Below are 1,797 nucleotides of genomic sequence, written 5' to 3'. Positions count from 1 at the left end.
TAAGAGACAGGTTCGGCGGGTGGGCAGACGGCAGGCGGTTCTGCGGCGAGTTCGAGCGGGGCGTCTGCGGCCGGTTCGGCGGGTGGGCAGACGGCAGGTGGTTCTGCGGCGAGCTCGGGTGGTTCTGCGGCTGGGCAGTCGGCGGGCGGTGCGGCTATACAGCGGTCGGCGAGCTCGGCTGGAGCCTCTGGCAGCGACCATGCAGCCGGGCGGTCGGCGGGCGCGAGTGGCTTGGCAGCAGGTGGGAGCGGTTCGGCGGCGGGTGCGAGTGGGCCGGCGGCCGGTGGGAACGGTTCGGCGACGGGCGCGAGTGGTTCGGCGGCGAGTGCTGGCGGTCTGGCGGCAGGTGCAAGTGGCGCTGCTGTTCAGCGCTCGGTGAGTTCAGGTGCCTCGGCGGCAGGCGGATCGTCCGCAAGCGCGGGCGGTCCGGTAGCAGGTGCGAGTGGCGCTGCTGTTCAGCGCTCGGGTGCCTCGGCGGCAGGCGGTTCGTCGGCGGCGAGTGGGTCGTCGGGCGGTGCGAGCGGTTCTTCTGTCCAGCGCTCGGCGAGCGCGAGTGCCTCGGCGGCAGGCGGTTCGTCGGTGAGCGCGAGCGGTCCCGCAAGCGGGTCGGCGGCCAGTGCGAGTGATGCTGCTGTCCAGCGGTCCGCGGGTGGCTCGGCAGCGGGATGGTCTGCGGGCGACTCGGCGAGTGGAGGTTCGGCCGGAGCGGCCGCGGGTGCGGGCGAGCCGGCGATTGTGCAGCGCTCCACCCAGGGATCGGCTTCGGCGGCACAGAATTCGGCAGCATCCGGGCCCTTGTCCGCACAGCGCGCGACACCGCAGGGTTCGGCAGGGGCGGGTGCGGCCTCGGTGCAGCGTGCGGCGGCGCGGTCGGCGACCGGGTCCGCGCCGATCCAGGCTGGGCAGGCGAATCAGTCTGCTTCGGCGGCGGGTCAGCGTCCCGGCGCCGGGGCGCCGATCCAGCGTTCGGCCTTGGAGCCTCCGGGTCAGGGTGCTGGTACAGGTACGTCCGGTTCCGAGCCGTTCAGCCTGCCTGCCGCCCAGCGCGCCGTGCCCTCCACGCCTCAGGCCATGCCGATCCGTGCCGTTCAGCGGCGCGCGTCGGCGCCGCCTGCGGTTCCGGCCGGCGCGCCGCCGCAGCAGCCGATCGCCGCACGCAATCCCGTTACGCCTCCGGTTGTTGAGGTTCCGAGTAGTGCTGCGTCGCCGGTCGCGGAGTCCTCGGTCAGTGAGGTGGTCAGCGAGGCGGTGAGTGTGCAGCGTGCGCCGGAAGTCCAGGTGCAGCGTGCCCCGGTGCAATCGAGCTCTCCTTTGGCGCGCGTGCGGCTGAACACTTCGGGACCGGCAGCATCCAACCCGATCACGTCCACCAAGCCCCTGCTCGGCACCCGGCAACTCGCCGGCTACGTCGTTGCCGAGGCCGCAGCCAACGCGACCCCGTCGGTCCAGCGCGCAACACGCCCCGAACCGGCCACCACCCCGATCCAGCGCCTCGCGACGTCCGACCAGTCCGCCGCCGTCGCCGAGCTCCCGATCCAGCGGTCAGCCGCCCTCGCGGGCCCAGTCGAAGTCATGGCCGCAGCCCCGGCTCCGGGGAGCGCAGCCGCAACGCCGCCGCTCGCCACAACCCCGGTCCAGAGCTCCACAGCCCAGCAGCCCCCCGCCAGCAACTCAACCGCGTCCGCGTCCTACGCCGGCACGCCCCACGGCATCAACCCCCGTGCTACTAACACCAACCCAGTCCAACGAGCCGTCCCCATCCACCGCCCCACCCCGTCGGCCGCAACGCCCCTACCC

The 1,797-nt window shown here is 73.5% G+C and carries 2 pseudogenes; both read left to right on the top strand.

The window, feature by feature from the left end:
• Nucleotides 1-626 (top strand): annotated as a pseudogene (locus tag IZR01_RS51895) (hypothetical protein); the annotation flags it as partial.
• A gap of 694 nt (nucleotides 627-1,320) precedes the next feature.
• Nucleotides 1,321-1,797: pseudogene (locus tag IZR01_RS51890) on the top strand (hypothetical protein); the annotation flags it as partial.

Source organism: Catenulispora pinisilvae, assembly GCF_015356865.1.
Classification (GTDB): Bacteria; Actinomycetota; Actinomycetes; order Streptomycetales; family Catenulisporaceae; genus Catenulispora; species Catenulispora pinisilvae.
The sequence above is the reverse complement of the archived record's forward strand: the minus strand, read 5'-3'. Positions and strand labels throughout refer to the sequence as shown.